12 protein-coding genes are annotated in these 14,647 nt (G+C 58.5%); 8 read left to right on the top strand and 4 right to left on the bottom strand.

The window, feature by feature from the left end; translation table 11 throughout:
• The first annotated feature begins 45 nt into the window (after nt 1–45).
• The 8 genes from KI614_RS16410 to KI614_RS11030 all read left to right on the top strand — a co-directional run bounded on the left by KI614_RS16410 (nt 46) and on the right by KI614_RS11030 (nt 9,627).
• Nucleotides 46–1,773, top strand: coding sequence for a putative bifunctional diguanylate cyclase/phosphodiesterase (locus KI614_RS16410; RefSeq protein WP_319002654.1), 1,728 nt, complete (start codon nt 46–48; stop codon nt 1,771–1,773).
• Nucleotides 1,774–1,776: 3 nt separating this feature from the next.
• The gene (locus tag KI614_RS11060; RefSeq protein WP_226405818.1) at nt 1,777–1,983 is read left to right on the top strand and encodes a heavy-metal-associated domain-containing protein; all 207 of its coding nucleotides are present in this window, start codon (nt 1,777–1,779) and stop codon (nt 1,981–1,983) included.
• A gap of 33 nt (nt 1,984–2,016) precedes the next feature.
• Nucleotides 2,017–3,063: a selenide, water dikinase SelD gene (gene selD, locus KI614_RS11055; RefSeq protein ID WP_226405817.1), complete on the top strand. Its 1,047-nt coding sequence runs from the start codon at nt 2,017–2,019 to the stop codon at nt 3,061–3,063.
• 261 nt (nt 3,064–3,324) lie between these two features.
• The gene (locus KI614_RS11050; RefSeq protein WP_226405816.1) at nt 3,325–5,508 is read left to right on the top strand and encodes a TonB-dependent receptor; all 2,184 of its coding nucleotides are present in this window, start codon (nt 3,325–3,327) and stop codon (nt 5,506–5,508) included.
• A 60-nt stretch (nt 5,509–5,568) separates the two neighbouring features.
• Nucleotides 5,569–6,252 (top strand): Fe2+-dependent dioxygenase, encoded by a 684-nt coding sequence (locus KI614_RS11045; RefSeq protein ID WP_226405815.1) that lies wholly within the window; start codon nt 5,569–5,571, stop codon nt 6,250–6,252.
• Nucleotides 6,252–7,427, top strand: coding sequence for an alpha-hydroxy acid oxidase (locus KI614_RS11040; protein WP_226405814.1), 1,176 nt, complete (start codon nt 6,252–6,254; stop codon nt 7,425–7,427). The genes KI614_RS11045 and KI614_RS11040 overlap by 1 nt, the downstream gene beginning before the upstream one ends.
• The gene (locus KI614_RS11035; protein ID WP_226405813.1) at nt 7,424–8,440 is read left to right on the top strand and encodes a Fe(3+) ABC transporter substrate-binding protein; all 1,017 of its coding nucleotides are present in this window, start codon (nt 7,424–7,426) and stop codon (nt 8,438–8,440) included. Before KI614_RS11040 ends, KI614_RS11035 begins: the two co-directional genes overlap by 4 nt.
• Before the next feature lie 62 nt (nt 8,441–8,502).
• Nucleotides 8,503–9,627, top strand: coding sequence for a DUF1513 domain-containing protein (locus tag KI614_RS11030; RefSeq protein WP_226405812.1), 1,125 nt, complete (start codon nt 8,503–8,505; stop codon nt 9,625–9,627).
• A gap of 127 nt (nt 9,628–9,754) precedes the next feature.
• On the opposite strand, the gene KI614_RS11025 is transcribed toward KI614_RS11030, so the two are convergent.
• The 4 genes from KI614_RS11025 to KI614_RS11010 all read right to left on the bottom strand — a co-directional run bounded on the left by KI614_RS11025 (nt 9,755) and on the right by KI614_RS11010 (nt 14,647).
• The gene (locus KI614_RS11025; RefSeq protein WP_226405811.1) at nt 9,755–9,958 is read right to left on the bottom strand and encodes a (2Fe-2S)-binding protein; all 204 of its coding nucleotides are present in this window, start codon (nt 9,956–9,958) and stop codon (nt 9,755–9,757) included.
• Between the two features lie 103 nt (nt 9,959–10,061).
• Nucleotides 10,062–11,363 carry a DUF2325 domain-containing protein gene (locus KI614_RS11020; RefSeq protein ID WP_226405810.1) on the bottom strand — a complete coding sequence of 434 codons (1,302 nt, stop codon included), beginning with the start codon at nt 11,361–11,363 and terminating at the stop codon, nt 10,062–10,064.
• A gap of 75 nt (nt 11,364–11,438) precedes the next feature.
• The gene (locus KI614_RS11015) at nt 11,439–11,645 is read right to left on the bottom strand and encodes a hypothetical protein (RefSeq protein WP_226405809.1); all 207 of its coding nucleotides are present in this window, start codon (nt 11,643–11,645) and stop codon (nt 11,439–11,441) included.
• A gap of 218 nt (nt 11,646–11,863) precedes the next feature.
• Complete coding sequence (locus KI614_RS11010) at nt 11,864–14,647, bottom strand: ATP-binding protein (RefSeq protein ID WP_226405802.1); 2,784 nt, start codon at nt 14,645–14,647, stop codon at nt 11,864–11,866.

Genomic DNA, 14,647 nt, shown 5'->3' with positions numbered 1-14,647 from the left:
GAGGAGTTTTGATGACCGTTAAGCACAGGCAGAAAGGGCCGGAAAATGATTTTCGGTGATGCTGCCAATGTGCTCGCCGGGCATCAAGGTGGCGAGGCGGAGTACGACGCCCTGTTTGATGCCGCGATGGCGGCAGCGCAGGTCGGGATTTTCATCCATCAGGATGGCCGTTTCAAATATGCCAACGCTCATTTGCTCCAGTTGATCGGCTATTCGGCCGATGAACTGATTGACCGGATGGGGCCGCTTGATCTGCTGGTGCCGGGTGAGCAGGCGCTTTTCCTGCAGCACCTTGCTGAGGAGACTGCGGGCATCTCCAGCCATCAATACGAACTTTCGCTTCGTCACAAGGATGGCGAATCGATTCCTGTCAGCCTGCTGGGGCGATCCACCCGGTTCAATGGCCGGACGGCATCGGTCGCCAGTGTCCTCAATATTTCAGCCCAGCGCGCGGCTGAAAGGCAGGCGCGGGAGCTGGCTGATTTCGATGCGCTGACCGGCTTGCCGAACCGTCGTCTGCTGGCCGACCGGATGGTTCAGTTGCTTGCTGTCGCCGAGCGCGAGCAAGGGGCTGCGGCGCTGATTTTTCTCGATCTCGACCATTTCAAGCGGATCAATGATTCCCTGGGGCACAGCCTGGGCGATGAGCTGCTTTGCGCGGTTGCCCAGCGTTTGTCGACTGTCGTCCGGCGGGTCGATACGCTGGCCCGCCTGGGCGGCGATGAGTTCGTCTTTGCGTTGCCATCGACCCATTCCGGGGCTGCGGCCGAAATTGCCCGGCGTCTGGTCGAAGTCTGCAATGAGCCCTTTTTTGTCGGTGGGCACGAGTTGACCGTGACAGCCTCGCTGGGCATCAGCCTTTATCCGCAAGATGGAAAAGATGCCGAAACCCTGCTCAAGAACGCCGATACAGCGATGTACAAGGCCAAGGAGCAAGGGCGTAACGCCTTTCAGTTCTACGCCAGCGCAATGAACACGGCGATGCTGGAGCGTTTGCTGATCGAGAGCGATCTGCGGCGGGCGCTTCGCCTGAATGAATTCACGCTGGATTACCAGCCGCTGGTCAGCCTGCAGAGCGGATTGATCGTCGGTGTTGAAGCGCTGGTTCGTTGGCGGCATCCGGAACTCGGCATCATCATGCCGGACAGCTTCATTCAGGTGGCCGAAGAAACCGGGATGATCAACCGGCTGGGGGATTGGGTGCTCGGTGAAGCTTGCCGCCAGGCGCAGGCTTGGTGCGATGCCGGTTTGCCGCAGATGATTGTCGCGGTCAACGTTGCGCCGGTGCAGTTTCGCCAAGCCGGTTTTGTCGAGGCGGTGGCCGGTGCGCTGGCTGCCAGCGGGCTGGAGGCCGGCTTGCTTGAACTGGAGGTGACTGAGCGGACGGTGATGCATGATGCCGAAATCCATCTCGGTACCTTGTCGTCGCTCAACCGGATGGGGGTGGAGCTTTCGCTCGACGATTTCGGCACCGGCTATTCATCGCTGGCTTACCTGAAACGTTTCCCGGTCGGTAAATTGAAGATTGACCGTTCCTTCATCCGCGATCTGGAAAGCGATCCGGATGACCGGGCCATTGCCTCGACCATCATCAGCATGGGGCGTAATCTGCGTCTGACTGTGTTGGCCGAAGGGGTGGAGAATGCACAACAACTTGCCCTGTTGCGCGATATGGGCTGCGATATGGTCCAGGGCTATTATTTCAGCCGGCCGCTGCCTGCCGGTGAGATGACTGCGTTGCTGCGTCAGCAACCGTTTTTGAACAAGGAGTAAAGCATGGAAGAAACGTTGATCAAGGTCGGCGGCATGAGTTGCCAGGGTTGCGTCAAAAATATCAATCAGCTGTTGCTGGCCATGCCAGGGGTGAATTCAGCCGATGTGTCGCTTGAGGCAGGGGAGGCGAAAGTTGTTTTCGACCCGGCAAAAATCCAGCGCCTTGCCTTGCTTGAAGCCATCGAGGACGCCGGCTTCGATGCCGAATAATCCATTTTGAACATTCGTAACGAGAAACCAGCCGTGTCAGACGAAAAACCCAGACTTACCCAACTTTCCCACGGCGGCGGCTGTGGCTGCAAGATTGCACCGGCCGTGCTCCAGAAAATCCTGGCCGGCATGCCGCCAGGCATCGTCCCGCCCCAGTTGCTGGTCGGTACCGAAACCAGCGACGATGCTGCGGTCTACCAGATCAATGCACAACAAGCGATTGTCGCAACGACGGATTTCTTCATGCCTATCGTCGACGATCCCTTCGATTTTGGCCGCATCGCTGCGACCAACGCCATTTCGGATGTCTACGCGATGGGAGGCACGCCGCTTTTCGCACTGGCGCTGGTCGGCATGCCGGTCAATGTCCTGCCGCTCGAAACCATCGGCCAGATTCTTGCCGGGGGCGATGCGGTGTGTCGTGCGGCAGGGATCCCGATCGCCGGTGGCCACACCATCGATTCGGTTGAGCCGATTTACGGTCTGGTTGCCATCGGTCTGGTCAATCCGGATCATCTCAAGCGCAATTCCGGAGCCAAGGCCGGGGACAAGCTGATTCTCGGCAAGCCGATCGGTGTCGGTACCTACAGCGCCGCGCTCAAGAAGGACAAGCTTCATCCGGGCGATTACGCCGCCATGGTGGCCAGTACCACGCAACTCAATACGCCGGGGCCGGTCCTCGCCTGTCTGGACGGCGTGCATGCCGTGACCGATGTCACCGGATTCGGCTTGCTGGGGCATTTGCTCGAAGTCTGCAAAGGCAGCAAGTTGCGCGGCAAAGTCAAATTTACCGATATTCCGCTCTTGCCCAGGGCGCAGGAGTTCGCCGAGGCCGGTGTGATTACCGGTGCTTCCGGGCGCAACTGGGCGAGTTACGGACAGGATATCGTCTTCGATCAGGCCTTGGGTGACACTGCCCGCCACCTGCTGACCGATCCACAAACCTCCGGTGGGCTGCTCGTTGCCTGCGCTCCCGATACCGTCACGGAAGTGTTGTCGATCTTCCTGCAGCAAGGCTTCAGCCATGTTTCGGTGATCGGCGAAGTGCAGGAGGGGCAACCGGGTATCGAGGTGTATTGAGCGTCTTCCACGCTGTTCCTGCGGGTCGGTCTTGAGCTTTTTTTACAAATGAGATACATTCTCGTTTCTATTTATGAACTAGCCAGCCAATTCTGCACAGCCAGCCAGGTTCTCAAAGAAACTGTTTGAGCCTGTCCGGTATTTTTCCAGCAGGGTAGTCCACTGACTGCCCTGCTGCGGTCGACCGATTCTCAAACGCAGAATTCGGCAAGCCAGCCTTTCGCCAGCCAGCCGCCTCAATGACTCGCTAAAGGACTGTCCGTGAAAAAAACCAAGTTGCTCGCCCGGGAAAAAGCCGGGCCTTTGTCTTCAACTCCCTGTTCGACTGATCGCTCCAGCCCGGTTTTGCCGCTGGGGGCCGCCATGTTCGTCGGTCTGATGGGGGTCACAGGGGTGGCTGTCGCCCAGGAAGCGACACTTGCCCCGGTGACCGTCAAAGCCAATGCCGAGCAGCAGGATGGCTATCGGGCCAGCAAGACCCGTGTCGGCAAGGTGGTTCAGGACCCGCACGATGTGCCGCAAGCAATCACGACGATTACCCGTTCGCTGATGGAGGAGCAGGAAGCCAATTCGTTGCGCGAAGCGTTGCGTAATGTCTCCGGTCTTTCGTTCAATGCTGCGGAAGGCGGTCGTTCGGGCGACAACATGATGTTGCGCGGTTTTTATACCTTCGGCGACATGCACCTCGACGGTATTCGCGACACGGCGCAGTACGACCGTGAGGTATTCAACCTGGAGCAGGTCGATGTGCTGCGCGGTGCGGCCGCCATGCTGTTTGGCCGCGGTCAGGCCGGCGGTGTGATCAACCAGGTCAGCAAGACCCCGATGCTTTACGGTATTAACAAGGTCAGCGCCGGTTTCGGTACCGATGGTTTCTTCGAAACCAAGGCCGACCTGAATCAGCGGATCGGCGAAACAACCGCGTTGCGCCTCAATCTGATGAATCGTGACGAAGGTAGTTCGCGCTCCAACCCGGTGACCGGGACGACGCCGGAAATCCATCGGCAGGGCATTGCCCCGAGCATCGCCTTTGGCCTGGGTACGCAGCATGAACTGACCTTGAGCCATTTCTGGTTGCAGACCAATGATCGTCCGGATTATGGCGTGCCCTTCAACGGTCAGGCCAAGAAGCCCGAATCCAACTACGGCAAGTCGGGGGCTTACTGGGGTGTCAGCGGTCAGTTCGATGAAAGCCAGACCAATGTCACGACCCTGAACTACCTGTTCAAGATTTCGCCCGATACGCAATGGCGCACCGTCATGCGTGCCGCAAATTACAAGCGCTCCTACTGGGCTGGCGCGCCGCAGAATGGTGCTCCATCGGTTAACGGCGGCAGTGCAAAAACGCGTGAATTCGATACCGACAACTTTGTCATCCAGAGCGATTTCAATACTGCATTCAATATCTTCGGCATGCGTAACGAACTCGTTACCGGCGTGGAGTATCTGAAGGAAGATTCAAAGCGCTGGGCTTTGCGTAATCTCGGGACGGCAGCCAATCCGGTGTACAAGTCCGGTCATTACACCTCTGCCTCGCCGAATACCTATAACGGCGATACCTACAGTGCTTATGTCCAGGATACGCTCGAATTTGTCCGTGACTGGAAGTTGACCGCAGGTATCCGCCGCGATGAAATGCGTTCCGGTTATCAATCGGTCAGCAATACCGGCGTGGTCAGCAACTTCAGCGGTGATTTCGGCGAAAACAGCTACCGTACCGGCCTCTCGTGGCAGCCTTCGGCGGCGCAGCACTACTACCTCGGCTGGAGCGATTCGTTCAGCCCGACGGCCGATCTCTACCAACTGTCGGGTAACCAGTATCCAGCCGAACGTTCCAAGGTGACGGAAATTGGCGCCAAGTGGTTGTTGCTTGACGGCAACCTGGCTTTCCGCACGGCTCTCTACACGGCGACCAAAAACTGGGAGCGCAACACCGATCTGGAATCCACTTCTTCGATCCTGACCAAGAAACGTCAGTCGGATGGTCTGGAGCTGGAACTGGCTGGCCGGATTACCGATAAGTGGGAGGTTTTCAGCGGTTTGTCGTTGATCGATGCTGAAATTCTTGAGGTTGCACCGACGACTGGCAATGCGAACTTCATCGGCCACAATGCCCGTAATACGCCGAAGCAAACGTTCAATTTGTGGTCCACCTATCAGTTGCCGATGGGCTTCAAGGTGGGTGGCGGCATGGAGTACAAGAGCAAACGCTACGGCGGTGCCCCGACCGGCAACAGCGCAACGACGCCGTTCAACCCGAACTTCGTGCCGTCCTATACGCGCTGGGATGCCATGGTGGCTTATGAACAGCCGAAGTACACGATCAAGCTCAACATCCAGAATGTCTTCGACACGCTGTATTACGACGCGATCTACGACAACGGTGGCTTCACTTATGTTGGCCAGCCGCGCCGCTTCATCCTGAGCACGGAATACAAGTTCTAAGACTCGTCTGACCCAACGCCTCCGACCGTAAAGTCGGAGGCGTCTTTGCTTGAGGAAGCGATGCTGATCACTATCGATGACGTTTTGACCCCGGAAGAGCTGTCGACCGCGAAATCGCTGCTGGCACAATCGACTTGGGCGGATGGGCAAATAACCGCTGGCTTGCAGGCGGCCAAAGCCAAGAACAATGAGCAACTGGCCGAAAACGCAACGCATCTGCCGGCCTTGCGCCGTCTGGTGCTGGGCGCACTGAACCGCAATGCGACTTTTTTCACGGCGGCGCTGCCGCTGAAAATACTGCCGCCATTCTTCAATCGCTACAGCGGTGACAGCAACTACTACGGCTTCCATACCGACAACGCCATGCGCCAGATGCCGGACGGCAGCGGCTATGTCCGGGCCGATGTTTCGGCCACACTGTTTCTTTCCGAACCCGACGAATACGAAGGCGGCCTGCTGACCATTGAAGACACCTTCGGCAAGCACGGCCTGAAGCTCAAGGCGGGCAGCATGGTCGTCTATCCCTCGACCTCGATCCACGAAGTGGCACCCGTTACCGCGGGCGAGCGCGTCGCCTGCTTCATGTTCATGCAGAGCATGGTGCGCGACCCCGGTCAGCGCCGCATGCTGTTCGATATGGACATGGCGCTGCTCAGCCTGCGCGAGACGCAAGGCGACAGCGAGCCCGTCGTCCGTCTGACCGGCTGCTACCACAATCTGCTGCGTCGCTGGGCTGACAGCTGATGTTCCAGGCGCCGTTGCTCGACGGCATTCCGCGCGACATCGTTGCGCTGGCCGACTATGAAGCCTACGCCCGTCGCCGGCTTGACGATAATGCCTGGGCTTACCTCGATGGTGCGGCAGCCGATGAGCTGACGCAGGCCTGGAACCGCGCCGCCTTCGATCGCCGTGCCTTGCTGCCGCGGGTGATGGCCGATGTCGCTGGCGGGCATTGCCGGACGACGCTGCTTGGCCGCGAACTGCCGAGTCCGGTGCTGCTGGCGCCGGTTGCCTGGCAAAAACTGTTTCATCCGGATGGCGAGTTGGCAACCGCCTATGCCGCCTCGGCGCTGGGTGCCGGCATGGTGCTCAGCACGCTGGCCAGCTGCCAGATCGAGGATGTGGCTGCCGCAGCCCGGCGGGGCGGCGATGGGCCGCGCTGGTTCCAGCTTTACCTGCAACCAGAACGCAGCCTGAATGCCGAGTTGGTGCAGCGGGCCGAAGCCGCCGGCTACGAAGCCATTGTTTTTACGGTCGATGCGCCCTTGCACGGCATACGCAATCGCGAACAGCGTGTTGGTTTCCAACTGCCGCCTGGCATTGAGGCCGTAAACCTGCGTCGACCGCAGCAGGCCGACGATGTTGAAGGCATGGCCCGGCGTCGGCGTTCAGATGCTGAAAAGCGGGCGCAGCGCGGCCCCAGTACTGTGTTCGATGACTTGATGCCGCATGCGCCGACCTGGCGTGATCTTGAATGGCTGCTGGCGACGACCCGCTTGCCGGTCATCGTCAAGGGCATCCTGCATCCGGACGATGCCGTCCGCGCGGTCGATCTCGGGGCTGCCGGCATCGTTGTCTCGAACCATGGCGGCCGCACGCTCGATACCTTGCCGGCCAGCCTCGATGCCTTGCCGGCCATTGCCGAGCGTCTGCTCGGTCGCGTCCCCATCCTGCTCGATGGCGGCATCCGGCGCGGTACCGATATTTTCAAGGCCATTGCCCTCGGGGCATCGGCCGTCATGATTGGCCGTCCCTATATCCACGCGCTGGCGGCTGCCGGCCCGCTGGGTGTCGCCCACGTCCTGCGCCTGTTGCAGGATGAGCTCGAAGCCTGCATGGCCTTGTGCGGCGTGGCCAGCCTCAGCCAGATTTCTACCGATTATTTAAAAGCACCTTCTTTCAGGAGAACCGACCCATGAACAAGAAAATGACCTTGATTGCCCTGTTGCTGGCAACGACCGGCTTTGCCGCCCAGGCTCAGGAAAAGGTTTTGAACCTCTATTCAGCCCGCCACTATCAGACCGACGAAAAGCTCTACGACAACTTCACCAAGCAGACCGGCATCAAGATCAACCGGATCGAAGGCAAGGAAGAGGAATTGATGGAGCGTATCCGCAACGAAGGTGCCAACAGCCCGGCGGATGTGTTTATCACGGTCGACGCCGCCAGATTGGCCAAAAGCGATGAGTTGGGGCTGTTCGCACCAGTCAAGTCGAAGCTGCTCGAATCGCGGATTCCAGCCCATTTGCGCAGCGATACCTGGTTTGCCTTTTCGACCCGGGCGCGCGTCATCATCTATAACCGCAATGTACTCAAGGCAGAGGATGTCGCCACGTACGAGTCGCTGGCCGATCCGAAACTGAAGGGCAAACTGTGCAGCCGCTCCGGTTCGCACCCCTATAACCTGTCCCTGGTTTCTTCCTTGATCGCCCACGATGGCGAAGCCAAGACCGAGGAGTGGGCCAAGGGCGTTGTCGCTAACTTTGCCCGTGCGCCGAAGGGTGGCGATACTGATCAGATCAAGTCGGTGGCGGCCGGTGAGTGCGGCGTGGCCGTTTCCAATACCTATTACCTGGCCCGTCTGATTCGTTCCGACAAGGTGGACGAGCGCCGGATGATGGAACGGGTCGGCATCGTCTGGCCGAATCAGGCCGGGCATGGCGCGCACATCAATATTTCCGGTGGCGGCATGGTCAAGACGGCGAAGAATCAGGAAGCCGCCGTCAAGTTCCTGGAGTACCTGGCCAGCGACGATGCCCAGCGTTATTTCGCCGATGGCAACAATGAGTGGCCGGTCGTGGCCAGCGTCCAGACCAATAATCCGGCGCTTGATGCGATGGGCAAGTTCAAGGCCGACACCCTGCCGATCAGTGCCCTTGCAAAGCATGTTGCAACGGCGCAAAAGCTGCTTGACCGAGCCGCCTACCGTTAATTACAAGGAGCAGCCGGCAAGTGCCGGCTGTTGCTGTTGAACCTGTTTATCGTGGAATGAAAATGAATCGTCGTCACATGCTGCTGGCCCTGCTGGGCATGGCTGCTTTGCCTAAATTGTCGCTGGCTGCGTCGGCCATCCAGCAAGCAACGCTAGGTGCAGCCTGGCGCGGGCCGAACAAGAACGACCCGTATTTTGCCGGTGCGCTGCGGGCTGACTGGGATCGCAAGAAAATTGATATCGCCTACGCCGTGCCTTTGCCAACCCGTCCGCATGGCTTGCTGCCCGAACCTGACGGCGGCCTGCTCGTGGTCGGCGCTCGGCCGGGTGGCTGGATATTGCGCTGCGACGCAGATGGCAAGATTGTCCAGCAAATCGACATGGCTGAAGAAAGCGCCTCCGTTCGTCTGAACGGCCACGCCGTTGTCTCGGCCAACGGCAACTTGCTCTACACGACGGAAACAAATCTGACGACCGGGCAAGGGAAAATTGGCGTTCGTGAGCTCAAGACGCTGAAGAAAGTCGCCGAGTGGGAAACCCGTGGTATCGATCCACATCAACTGCTGCTCGATCATCAAGGCAATCTGATCGTTGCCAACGGCGGTGTGCCGCGGACCTCGGCAGATAAAAAATACGACCTGCACCGGATGGACCCGTCATTGGTCCGCATCGATCAGCGCAACGGCCAGTTGTTGCGCCAGTGGCGTCTTGATGATCCGAGGCTCAGTTTGCGTCACCTGGCCTGGAGCCATGCGCCGCTTGATGCCGACGCCTATCTCGGGATTGCCATCCAGGCTGAGCACGACGATGCCGGCAAACGTTCTTCTGCCCCGATTCTGGCCGTTCTTGAGGGTGATGAACTGAGCGTGCCGACGCGTGCCAATGATGGTTTTGGCTATGCGGGCGATATAACGGCGGCCTATAACGGCGGCTTTGCCTTGTCGAGCAATCAGGCAGGGTTGGCTCAGTTGTGGCATCCGGCGACGCCCGACAAGCTGACGCACATCGTCGAGCTTGAAGAGGCCTATGCCCTGGCCGGCTGGAATGGTCCGGGCAAGGGTGGGGGCGTGCTGGTTGCGACGGGGCTGGGTCTGGTTCGCTGGCATCCGACTGCCAAGGCAGCGCTGTTGCCATGGCCGAAGCCAATGGCGCTGGATAATCACTGGGTCTTGCTCAACGAAGCATGATCGGCGTGCGATGGGTGCCTTGCCAGCAAGGTGCCCGTGGGCCAAATTGGCGGTAACGCCAAGACGTTTTGTTTCAGATTGGCTGAATGGGTCGCCGGGCGGTGTATTTGCCGGGAAAGACGTCAACTCAGGCTGTTTTGCGCATCGCCTTGCCGGGTTTTTTCTGGTTGCCGTTTGCTTCCTGCAGGCAGTCGTGGGCGCATGAGGCGCAGCGACCGCAGTCGCGGGTCACACCAAGGTCGCGCCGCAGGTCTTTCAGGGTTCTGGCCCCGCCTTGCGCGGCTTCACGAATCTGGCGATCGGTCACTGCGTGGCAAACACAGACGTACATGGCATCAATTCCGAAGAAAGATTAAACAATGAGAACCATTCGCATTGTATATAAATGCGAATGAATGTCAATTGTGTTTCGTTGGCTTTAAGTTGTTTTGGAGTTATTCGAGCTCGGCCGTATCGGGTGTGCTCAGTCGATTGATGTTTTCAGCAAGCGATCTGGCCAGGCTTGATGCTCCAGTATTTTTCATGAAGATGCATGGCTTGCCAGTCCGCTTGCACTGTTCCTTGACCCGCCAGTAAGCGTTGTGGCTGATGCAGCCGGCTTGGCAGATGACCAGATCGGCCGCGGCCAGTGCGCCATCGATCCGGTGCAGGCTTTCTTCAAGGCCGCCATCGTGGTGCAGAAAGCGTCCACCATGCTGCTCAATGATGCCGCGGTAGGCCTCGATCGATCCTGCCCGCCCGCCGACGCACAGCACATTTTTGCCATCCAGCCGTTCGTGGCTGGCCAGTTGGGTGAGATCGCAGGCCGGTACGGCGGGTTTTTCATCCATCTCGATGTCGGGCAACCCATTCTGGCCATTTCGGCGCAGTGCGTTGTTTTCCATTTCGAGCCGGGCGGCATGGGCGGAAATGGCCAGTGCGCGCGCTTCTGCATCACTGGCTCGACGGGCCAGCGCCTGCCTGTTCTTGAGTTCGGGAATGCTGCTGCGCAGGGTGTCCAGCTCGCCTGCCTGACGCGCCAGGCAGGCGTCCTTGCCGGCAAGTTCGATGCGTAATTCGCTGATGCACTGTTCCTGGCGTTGTGCTTCGCGCAAGCGTTCTTCGCGGATCTGGGCAATTTCCTGACGGGCGAGCATGACCTGGCGTTCGAGCTCCAGATTTTCTTGCTGCAGTTTGGCGAACGCTTTCAAGTCGGTCCTGGTGCCGGTCCCGATCTGGTGCTGAAGCATGTGGATGTCGCCATAAATTTCCTGCTCAAGTGCTTTGTCACAGGACGGATGCGACCATGTCGCCCAGAGAGCGGCAGGAATGGCCGTTCCGATCCGCCGACTTTCCTGCCAGAGTTGTCGAAGGCTCGGCGTATCCCTGGCGGCGGCAAAGCGACGGATGTCCGTCTGATAGCGGCGTTCCAGTGTTTTGTAGAGCAGTTCAGCGAGCGGAGTCCGATGCTCGCAGGCACCGACGGCACTTGTGTGCAAAACGAAATCGCTGGTGTCACCCGGAAAGTGCATCACTTTTTTCATCAGGCTGCGCAGTTCATCAACGGCAAAGCAGACACCAATGATCGGGCAGTGGAATTTGTGCGAAATTTCCCACAGGCGTCGGCGTCGCGAACCTCTTGCGAGCTGTTCGCTGGCTTCGGGCAAACTGAAGTCAAATGGCTTGGGCAAGCCGGGAAATGCCGGGGCGGCGGGAAGGCTGCCGCCAGCGACGTGGAAAGGGAATTGTTTGGGCATGGCCTGATCCGGTTGGCTGGCTGGCTAACCCGTTCGGGCGTGGCTGGCTGATGGGCAAATGAAGCGTGTTGCGGTCTACTTGAAAAATCCGGGATTTTTGCTGCTCTGACTCAAGCGGATGCTGGCCCGGTCACACAAGGCCCGGGTTGCTTCGTCCAGGTCGCTGGCATCCGAAATGCATTCGAGCAAACGGGCGGCCTGACTGGCGGCATGGGGGCAGGCGGTTTCCGAATGATGGAGCAGGAGGCTTAATGCGCCGGCCCACAGTTCTGTTTTTGGCATGCTCGACTCCTTGCTTAAAGCCAGTTATGCGCAGACATCAAGACCCACAGGACAAATCCGGCAAACGACAAGTTCAGGATGCTGCTCATGACATTTTCCTATACAAGAATTGTTCTCATTGTATAGGTGGGATGCAGTCGTTGTAAATAGGAATTATTCCTATTTATGGCTCGGTTTTCGAGCTTGGTGCCTGTGCTGCACGAAAGAGGTACCGCCGTTTATTGTCGGGCGGCAGTTTCAAGCCAGCGCAGCAGCGTGGCAAAAAGGATGTCGGGATCAACCGGCTTGGCAATGAAGTCATCCATCCCGGCTGACAGACAGGCTTGGCGGTGATCTTCGAAGGCATTGGCGGTCATCGCCAGAATCGGTGTTTTGCTGTTGCGTGGCTGCGTCCGAATCAACCGGGTGGCCTCCAGACCATCCATTTCCGGCATTTGCATGTCCATCAGGATGATCTCGAAACGGCCATTTTCGGCCTGGGCGACGGCTTCACGTCCGTTATTGGCGATGTTGACCGAGAAGCCAAGCACGTCCTGCAACAGTTCTTTGGCGACTTCCTGATTGATCAGGTCGTCCTCGGCCAGCAGGATGTGCGTGCCGGGGAAACGGGATTTCAGAATGCCTTCCGCATCGATCAAGGGATGTGGACTCCCTGCCGTAGGCTGCGCACTGGCCTCCAGTTTGCCCAGCGGAACAGAAAAACGGAACGAACTGCCGCAATCCGGGGTGCTTGTAACGTTGATTTCACCGCCCATCAGTTGCACAACCCGTTTGCTGATTGCCAGACCGAGTCCGGTGCCGCCGTATTTGCGGGTGGTTGAATCATCGGCCTGCTCGAAGGGATTGAATAGCCGGGCAATCGCTTCCTTCGAAATGCCAATCCCGGTATCCCTGATTTCAAAGCTGACAAGAAGCTGGTCGTCGATTTCTTCCTGCACGGTAACGATGATCGAAATACTGCCGCGTTCGGTGAACTTGATCGCATTCCCGACCAGGTTGAGCAGTACTTGCTGGATGCGAAGCGAGTCGCCCCGGAGTACGCGATTGGCCAGATCGGGCTCGATCTGTTTGTTCAGAACCAAGCCCTTGGCCCCGATCCGGTCTATCGAAAGACTGTCGATGTTGCTCAGGATGGTACCCAGGCGGAATTCTGTTTTTTCCAGAACCAGGTGATCGGCCTCGATCTTGGACAAGTCAAGAATGTCGTTGAGCAAATGCAGCAGATGATTGGCCGACATGCCGATCTTGCCGAGTCGTTCGCCCTGCGCCTGGTCGTGATTGTTGCGACTGACGATGTGGGTCAGGCCGATGATCGCATTCATCGGCGTGCGCAATTCGTGGCTCATGTTGGCCAGGAAGGTGCTCTTGGCGCGGTTGGCCATTTCTGCGCTTTCCTTGGCTTTCGACAGGTCGGTGGTCCGTTGTTCGACCAGTTCTTCAAGGTGGTTTCGATGACTGATTAGTTCAAGCTCAGCCTGCCGGCGAAGGGTGATGTCTTCACCGGACGACAGCGTGCCGACGATCTGGCCGGAAGCATCCCTGAGCAGCGTATTGCTCCAGTGGATCAGGCGCAGTTCGCCCCGGCTGTTGATGATCTGGTTCTCATGGTTTTCAGGAATGTCGGTGTCACCGGCAATCATCCCGGCAAACAGGCAGCACACCTCCTGCACTCTCTCGGGAGGCAGGAAATTCTCGAACCAGTTCATGCCGAGCAACTCTGCACTGGGGCGGCCGATGATTTCCGCCCCTTTTCGATTGATCATGGCAATCCTGCCCTGCGTATCGAGTGCAAGCAGCATGACCATGGCAATGTCCAGATAATGCTGGGCCAGATCACGCTCCTGAGCCAGTGCGGCGGTTCTGGCCGCGACGTCCGCTTCGAGCAGCATGTGCGATTGCTGGATGCGGTCGGCCATGCTGTTGAAGGTGTCGGCCAGTTGTACCGTTTCCGCACTCTTGCCCGATTCCATACGGACATCCAGTTGTCCCTGGCCCAGCTGCTCGGCGTTGGCGGCCAGCGTTTCCAGCGGCAAGGTCAGCCGGCGGGCGGCCAGCACGACAAGCACCAGGGCCAGTACGGCAAGCAGTGTTCCGAGCGTGAGCAGGTGGTGTGCCTGGATATTCAGCGAGGTCAGGGCGGAGTCGACCGTTTGCAAATGCACCAGACTCCAGCTTTGAGCCCCGCTCAGCGGGATGTGGCGGTAGACCGTGATGAATGATTGGCCAAAGGGATCCTGTTCAATCAGCGAGCCTTCAAAACCGCTGGCAATCATGGTGCCCGGCCGGTAGTTGTCGTAGGCCGGATTGTTCGACGGGTGGCGTGCCAGCTGACGGCCGGTGTTGTCGAACAGCAGGGTCGTGCCGGGATGGCTGGCGTGTACGCCCTGAATGAGAAGATAAGGGGTATCGAGTATGGCAATGACAATGCCGACCAGGCGGTCATGCTCATCAGAGTTGTGGACCTGGCGGAGAATGGCCAGGCTGGGCCGGTCGGAATAATTGACTTGCTCGATCAACTCCGTCACGCCAGGCCGTGAGGCGCGCTCGATCAATGCTTCGCGCGCAAAGCGCTGGCCGACCTCGTTGGTTTTTGACGAGGCACGAATTCTCATGGAGCTCGGGTCGACCAGGGAGATTTGCAGGTAACGATCTGGATAGGCACGCTGAAGACGTTCAAAAACCCGTTCCAGATTCTGTTGCAACTCACTTTCGACCTTGCCTGAAGTCGTGGCGAGCTGGGTTTCCAGTGTCCGGCTTTCGGCCAGCACAAGAATGTCGCCCCGGCGCTCGTTGATCGATTGCGAAAAATATTCGCGTTGTTGATCGGCCGAGGCTTCGAGCAGTCGCGATGATTCAGCCAGTTTTTGTTCGCTCGCCCCTTGCAGGCTGATCAGTGGCAGACCGTTGAACCACAGCGCAAACAGAATGCCGAGGACGAGCAGAAAAAGTCCGCAAAAGTAGATCGAAATTCGTGTCGAGAATCGGAAGGGTACCGATTGCAT

The organism is Dechloromonas denitrificans (assembly GCF_020510665.1).
Lineage (GTDB): Bacteria > Pseudomonadota > Gammaproteobacteria > Burkholderiales > Rhodocyclaceae > Azonexus > Azonexus denitrificans_B.
The sequence above is the reverse complement of the archived record's forward strand: the minus strand, read 5'-3'. Positions and strand labels throughout refer to the sequence as shown.

Excerpts from the sequence above, each read along its gene's own strand:
- KI614_RS11015 (WP_226405809.1), bottom strand. The coding sequence starts at position 11,645 with ATGCCAAAAACAGAACTGTGGGCCGGCGCATTAAGCCTCCTGCTCCAT.
- KI614_RS11040 (WP_226405814.1), top strand. The coding sequence starts at position 6,252 with ATGTTCCAGGCGCCGTTGCTCGACGGCATTCCGCGCGACATCGTTGCG.
- KI614_RS16410 (WP_319002654.1), top strand. The coding sequence starts at position 46 with ATGATTTTCGGTGATGCTGCCAATGTGCTCGCCGGGCATCAAGGTGGC.
- KI614_RS11010 (WP_226405802.1), bottom strand. The coding sequence starts at position 14,647 with ATGCAATCGGTACCCTTCCGATTCTCGACACGAATTTCGATCTACTTT.
- KI614_RS11060 (WP_226405818.1), top strand. The coding sequence starts at position 1,777 with ATGGAAGAAACGTTGATCAAGGTCGGCGGCATGAGTTGCCAGGGTTGC.
- KI614_RS11025 (WP_226405811.1), bottom strand. The coding sequence starts at position 9,958 with ATGTACGTCTGTGTTTGCCACGCAGTGACCGATCGCCAGATTCGTGAA.
- KI614_RS11035 (WP_226405813.1), top strand. The coding sequence starts at position 7,424 with ATGAACAAGAAAATGACCTTGATTGCCCTGTTGCTGGCAACGACCGGC.
- KI614_RS11020 (WP_226405810.1), bottom strand. The coding sequence starts at position 11,363 with ATGCCCAAACAATTCCCTTTCCACGTCGCTGGCGGCAGCCTTCCCGCC.
- KI614_RS11045 (WP_226405815.1), top strand. The coding sequence starts at position 5,569 with ATGCTGATCACTATCGATGACGTTTTGACCCCGGAAGAGCTGTCGACC.
- KI614_RS11030 (WP_226405812.1), top strand. The coding sequence starts at position 8,503 with ATGAATCGTCGTCACATGCTGCTGGCCCTGCTGGGCATGGCTGCTTTG.